The sequence below is a fragment of the Psychrobacter sp. Sarcosine-3u-12 genome, assembly GCF_002836005.1.
Lineage (GTDB): Bacteria > Pseudomonadota > Gammaproteobacteria > Pseudomonadales > Moraxellaceae > Psychrobacter > Psychrobacter okhotskensis.
This window is the reverse complement of the sequence record NZ_PJBY01000106.1, coordinates 67,786-73,785: the sequence shown is the minus strand read 5'-3', so window position 1 is coordinate 73,785 and position 6,000 is coordinate 67,786. Positions and strand designations below refer to the sequence as shown.

General features: G+C 44.2%; 5 protein-coding genes. All 5 read left to right on the top strand.

What is annotated here, in order from left to right:
* The coding region (locus tag CXF65_RS11315; protein ID WP_227523260.1) for a hypothetical protein at nucleotides 1–237 on the top strand (237 nt) is incomplete at its 5' end.
* A gap of 53 nt (nucleotides 238–290) precedes the next feature.
* Nucleotides 291–1,115, top strand: coding sequence for a tryptophan synthase subunit alpha (trpA, locus tag CXF65_RS11310; RefSeq protein ID WP_101212100.1), 825 nt, complete (start codon nucleotides 291–293; stop codon nucleotides 1,113–1,115).
* Between the two features lie 544 nt (nucleotides 1,116–1,659).
* Nucleotides 1,660–2,622 carry an acetyl-CoA carboxylase, carboxyltransferase subunit beta gene (gene accD, locus CXF65_RS11305; RefSeq protein ID WP_025652170.1) on the top strand — a complete coding sequence of 321 codons (963 nt, stop codon included), beginning with the start codon at nucleotides 1,660–1,662 and terminating at the stop codon, nucleotides 2,620–2,622.
* Nucleotides 2,623–2,804: 182 nt separating this feature from the next.
* Entirely contained in the window at nucleotides 2,805–4,160 is a 1,356-nt protein-coding gene (folC, locus tag CXF65_RS11300; protein ID WP_101212099.1) for a bifunctional tetrahydrofolate synthase/dihydrofolate synthase, read from the top strand.
* Between the two features lie 400 nt (nucleotides 4,161–4,560).
* Nucleotides 4,561–5,772 carry an SPOR and LysM peptidoglycan-binding domain-containing protein gene (locus CXF65_RS11295; protein ID WP_101212098.1) on the top strand — a complete coding sequence of 404 codons (1,212 nt, stop codon included), beginning with the start codon at nucleotides 4,561–4,563 and terminating at the stop codon, nucleotides 5,770–5,772.
* The last annotated feature ends 228 nt before the right edge of the window (nucleotides 5,773–6,000 follow it).

Here is a 6,000-nt window from a genome sequence, read left to right as displayed (position 1 = left end):
ATAATATATAAAAAAGAACATGTGGAAGCTATGAAAAATGAAGGCAGACGGATTGACGGCTTGTTAGCTCACAAAAAATTTACATTATATGAGCATTACAATATTTTGAATGGTCAACATTATATTGATCTACGTGAAATATTGAATATTATGAATACCTTTCATAAGCAAAAAGCTAATAGTATCGAATATTTATCGCAGGATAATCCTGATAATTTAATGGATATTGGCTGGTAAAAACACATTCAGATAAGCTAAAAATTTATTTAACAAAACTATAAGAGAACACTATGACCCGAATTGAAAGCACTTTTGAAACCTTAAAAGCACAAAATAAAAAAGCCCTCATTCCTTATGTCATGGCAGGCGATCCCAATCCAGAGACGACAGTAAGCTTGCTTCATGACTTAGTAAAACATGGTGCAGATATGATCGAATTAGGCTTACCCTTCTCCGATCCAATGGCTGATGGCCCAGTCGTTGCCTTGGCAGGAGAGCGTGCATTAGCCGCAGGTACCAGTACGCGCGATGCGCTAAAAATGGTCGCTGAGTTTCGTCAGCAAGACAGCCAAACCCCAATCATTTTGATGGGCTATCTCAATCCCGTTGAAATCATCGGTTATGACAACTTTGTCGCATTATGCGAGCAGTGCGGCGTCGATGGTATTTTGATGGTTGATTTGCCACCAGCAGAGGCGGGCAGCTTCACCCAGCATTTGACTGACAACTCGATGAATGAGATTTTCTTATTATCGCCGACCACTTTGCCGGAGCGCCGCGAGCAAGTATTGACCCATTGTGGCGGCTATATTTATTACGTTTCGCTAAAAGGCGTCACCGGTTCAGCAACGCTCGATACAAATGATGTAGCGACTCAAGTGCAAGCGATTAAAGCCGAGACCGATTTGCCAGTATGCGTGGGTTTTGGTATTCGTGATGCGGCATCTGCCAAAGCAATCGGTGAGCATGCCGATGGTATTATTGTCGGTAGTGCGTTGGTGCAAAACTTTGCCGATATAGATGCAAGTGATGCGACTGCTGTTGCTGCTGCTCAGCAAAAAATCATGGCTAAGATGGACGAGCTACGCGGCGCGTTGGATAGCTTGAGCGCTTAGATTTATATAGTGATTGCCTGATATACCGATCGCTTATAAAAATTATCAGTAGAGTGAGTCGGGGACTTGATTCGCGAAATGAACGTATTTAGCGTCGCTATCCATCCAATATCTATCATTTAACATCTGCTATCAATACTGTATGGGTTTTATGGTCTTAACTTGAGAAATGGTCAATAGCGTAGCCACCTTAATTTACGGTTTATAAAGACTTAGTATTTATGAGCGCTTAGTATTTATAAACACAAAGTTAAATGACTTTGCTAAATTTAGTTTACGAGTGTAAACTAATATAATTATAATAGTGGTTGTTAAAATAGCATTTATTGATCGTTCTATAGATTGCTTGATATCGATAAGCATAATAGGTATCAATAAGTACAATAGACTGTCATATATGTACCTAAAGATAGATACGTAAAGATAGGTACGTAAACGTGTCGCATAACGGCTCATGTTATGCTGGTATTTGACGTTTGGTCTAGACAACCATTAAACTCTCAAGGACAAGGAAATGAGCCAACTTGTCGATAAGCCTTTGATGATGGCAAATAATATGACTGATACAATAACAAAACCTGACATGACTACGCCGAACAATACTGAAAAAACCAATGCCGAGCCGAACGGGAACACCGCTGGGCAATCGTGGTTTAATCGCCCGATACCGGGTATCAAGCAGCAATTGACAGCGCCTTTGACAGCAGTAGAGACTGAGCCGTCAACCAAGTGCAGTAATTGTCATTCGATGATTACTAACACGGCGCTTATTTTTAACTGTTATGTGTGCCCGCACTGCGATCATCATTTACCGATGAGTGCTCGTGAGCGTCTGCATTGGATATTGGATCAAGTAGATGGTGAGCTTGGGCAAGAGTTTACGGCAAAAGATCCGCTAAGATTCGTCGATAGTAAGCCATATCCAAAGCGCATGAGTGAAGCGCAAGAAAAAACAGGCGAATCTGAAGCGCTGATTGCTATGTATGGTAAGCTGCGCAATCTTGACGTCGTGGCTTGTGCTTTTGATTTCCGCTTTATGGGTGGCTCGATGGGCTCAGTCGTTGGCGATCGATTTGTTCAAGCGGCGGAAAAAGCGCTTGAAGAGAAAAAGCCGTTACTTTGCTTTGCAGCTTCAGGCGGCGCGCGTATGCAAGAAGGACTATTGTCTTTGATGCAAATGGCTCGGACCGCAGCGGCGATTGAACGCTTAAGAATTGCTGGCGTGCCGTATATCGTGGTACTGACCAACCCTGTTTATGGCGGTGTGACGGCATCGCTCGCGATGCTCGGTGATATTCATCTGGCAGAACCAAAAGCCATGATTGGCTTTGCTGGCAAGCGCGTGATTGAGCAAACGGTTCGTGAGACGCTAGAAGAGCCCTTCCAACGTGCCGAGTTCTTGTTAGAGCATGGCGTGGTCGATGAAGTGGTACATCGTCATCAGCTTATCGATACTATTTATCGCTTGCTAGCGAAATTATGTGGTGTTCCTAATGTTGATGCTTAGCACAGAATAATAAACATGAGCAGCTGATTCAGTTTATAACTGGCTAGTAGCGTGCTAATATCTCTAAAATATGCAAAACTCCTTAATAGCATTTATCGTCATATAACGGTAAATGCTATTTTTGGTTTTAGTTAGCAAATATACGGTCTTTATTTTCATAAAATTATATATAGGTTTGCGCCATGTCTGATTCTCTAGCCCCTAATCCTGATAGCCCCAATGACAAAGCCAGCCTAACGGAATGGCTAGATTACATGCAGCAGATACACGTCTCGGCGATAGATATGGGCTTATCACGAGTGTTGCCAGTCGCTGAAGCATTGGGTGTGGTAAAGTCAGCGCAAGACGATGCTTATGTATTTACCGTGGCAGGCACCAACGGTAAAGGCTCAACGACGGCAGTGATTGCACAGATGTGCCTAGCAGCGGGTTACAAGACAGCTCTCTATCAATCACCGCATCTGAGTGCTTTTAACGAGCGTGTACGTATCAATGGCGAAATGGTCAGCGATGAGATATTAATCAACGCTTTTTGCAAAGTAGAAGCGGCGCGATTACAGTGCGCTTTGACGTTGTCGTTTTTTGAGATGACCACATTGGCTGCATTATTGATATTTGCCGAAGCCGACTGTGATGTATGGGTGCTAGAAGTGGGACTCGGTGGTCGCTTAGATGTCGTCAATATTATTGACCCTGATATGGCAGTCATTACCAATATTGGCATCGATCATGTCGATTGGCTTGGTGACAATGTCGAAGATATTGGCCGCGAAAAAGCAGGTATCTTACGCAATGATATGCCTCTGATTTACGGCGCTACCAACATGCCAACCAGTGTGCAGCAGGCTATCGATAAGAATCAGGCGACTTGTTATCAAGTTGGCAAAGACTTCCATTATCGCGAGATCGATGCAATTACTTGGCAATATAGTAATGCTGCTGTTACTCTACAGTTGCCAAGACCAGCACTGTCACTAACCAATACTGCCAATGCCTTATCAGCAGTGCTGGCCAGTTCATTGGCTGTCGATATCGCTGCTATTGAGCAGGCGCTACAGACCGTTAAGCTTGCAGGGCGCTTTGACTATCGAGAGTTAGAGAATCGTCACTGGTTGTTTGATGTGGCACATAATGAGCAAGGCGTTGAGTTTTTATTAGCGCAATTACTACCGCTCTGGCAGCAACATGTGGCGAAGCAAAATAGTGATGAACAAACCAATAGCGCACCTGCAACTATCAAAATGCTCTTTTCTATGCTGGCGGATAAAGATATCGACAAGGTCGTTCAACGTTTGACCGAATCAGGCTTGCCGATTAGCGACTGGTTCATCGCTGAGATTGACTATCCGCGTGCGGCGAGTACTGAGCAGCTGCAACGTATCTTGAGCAACTATGTGGATAGTGCGCAAATACATGAATTTAAACGTTTATCAGAAGCGACCGATGCCGTTATAAATGGCAGTCAGGCGCAAGACCTCATTGTCGTTTGTGGTTCGTTCCATACCATTGGTGAGGTATTGGCAGCGTTTGAAGAATGAGAAATCAAGTGAAAATATGACCAGTTTAATGTTAGGGTCTATTGAACATTCAAGTATTAGGACTGCCAGTGCCACATTTGAATGTTCAATAGACCCTTATCTTAACAGCAGCGTGAGAGCAGACAGCATGAAAAATATACTTTATAATCAAAGAGCTTTTGCAAACAAATAGATTTATTATAAGATGCTTTATAAAAGGTATTTTCATAAAAAAGCGTTTTCATAAAAACGTGCTGTTATAAATATGACATAATCTTTGAGAGATGATGGCAGTAACGGGCGGCAGCGGCTAATTATCAAAACCACTTATCAAAACCACTGGTAGGATATTAGCCGATAGGGTTTTAACAATAACCGTGCCGACCAATCAACCTTATTACCAACTAAGAGACGTAAACGGATGAACTTTTCGAGACAAGCCTTATTGGGCATTGGGATGATTATCGGCGGTAGCGTAATGCTATATGCCATGGTGCAACAAATTGGTGACGGTAATAAACCTGAGCCCGTGACCGCGATGGTCGATAAGCCCAGTACCGAACAAGCGGCACCGCAGCCACTCACCACTGACATCGACACTGAAAAACGTATCCTAGCGCAAAAGCAAAAAGAACGGGCGGCGCGGGTAGCTGAGCAAGAAAAGCGGGCGCAGCAGTTTTTGACGGAGCAAGAGACTGCGGAGGCGCAAGCCTTGGCAAAATCGCGGGCGGAAAATCAGCAGTATATAGCCAATAGCGCGCCTGCTGCCGAAGATGACAACAGTTCAGCAGCTGCTCAAAATGTGGTTCAACCCTCAAGCGCACAGCCTAGTACCAATAATGAAGCAACTGTCGCTACGAGCGACAATGACAAGCAACAGGCCGCTCAAGCCCAGCAACAAGAAGCCAAAAGACAGGCCGCGCTAAAAGAACAAGCCGCTGCCAAAAAAGAAGCGGAAGCAAAGCGACAGGCTGAAGCCAAACGCCAAGCGGAAGCAAAAAAGCAAGCTGAGGCTCAGACTATGGCTGAGAAAAAGAAACAAGCGGTTGAACAAGCAGCAGAAGCTGCCAAGAATGAACCACCAAAATCGCCTTCTGACTATCAAGTAAAAAGAGGTGATGGGCTGATAAAACTGGCGCGGCAATACAACATGCCTGTAGAAGTCTTAGCACAAGCGAATAATCTTTCGCCATCGACATCGTTACAACTGGGTCAGAGTATTACCATTCCATCGCGTAAGCAGGTAGATCGTTTAGCACGTGAAGCAGCAGCAGCCGAACAGGCTCGTGAAGAGAAGCGTCAAAAAGAAGAGGCGCTCGCCAAGAAGTCGACTGATGCCAAACGTGAAGCGCAGCAGAAACTCAGTGAAGCCCGTAAAGAAGTCAAAGAGACAGACGCTAAAGGTAGCTTTGGGGTACAAGTTGCCCTGGCGAATGACCAAGCCAAAGCCGATGAATTGGCCAAAAAATTCAAGTCAGCAGGCTATCAAGTGAAGACTAGCGCTACCAGTCGTGGCGTCCGAGTCGTCGTCGGTCCTGAACGTGGTAAAGTCGCTGCCTTGGCACTAAAAGACAAAATCAATAGTGATCCCAAGGTAAATACGACGAGCGCTTGGGTACTTTACTGGCGTTAAAATACTAGCGTCCATCTTGCTGTAACTGATCATTATTGCTCAATAATCAACACTCTCTTAATTAGGTTCTTTTTCGTTCTAGCTAATTTTATTCAAACACGACATCTATTGTCGTGTTTTTTGTTTTAGTGTTTGCCCATTGAGGTAGGCTTAGCTACCATGCATACCGTTTATTATTTCTTTCTGTATAACCTGTCAACCTATAAGGGTTGCCCTGTTGTGATAGGC

Coding starts and splice junctions, on each gene's coding strand:
- trpA (WP_101212100.1), top strand. CDS start 291: ATGACCCGAATTGAAAGCACTTTTGAAACCTTAAAAGCACAAAATAAA.
- accD (WP_025652170.1), top strand. CDS start 1,660: ATGGCAAATAATATGACTGATACAATAACAAAACCTGACATGACTACG.
- folC (WP_101212099.1), top strand. CDS start 2,805: ATGTCTGATTCTCTAGCCCCTAATCCTGATAGCCCCAATGACAAAGCC.
- CXF65_RS11295 (WP_101212098.1), top strand. CDS start 4,561: ATGAACTTTTCGAGACAAGCCTTATTGGGCATTGGGATGATTATCGGC.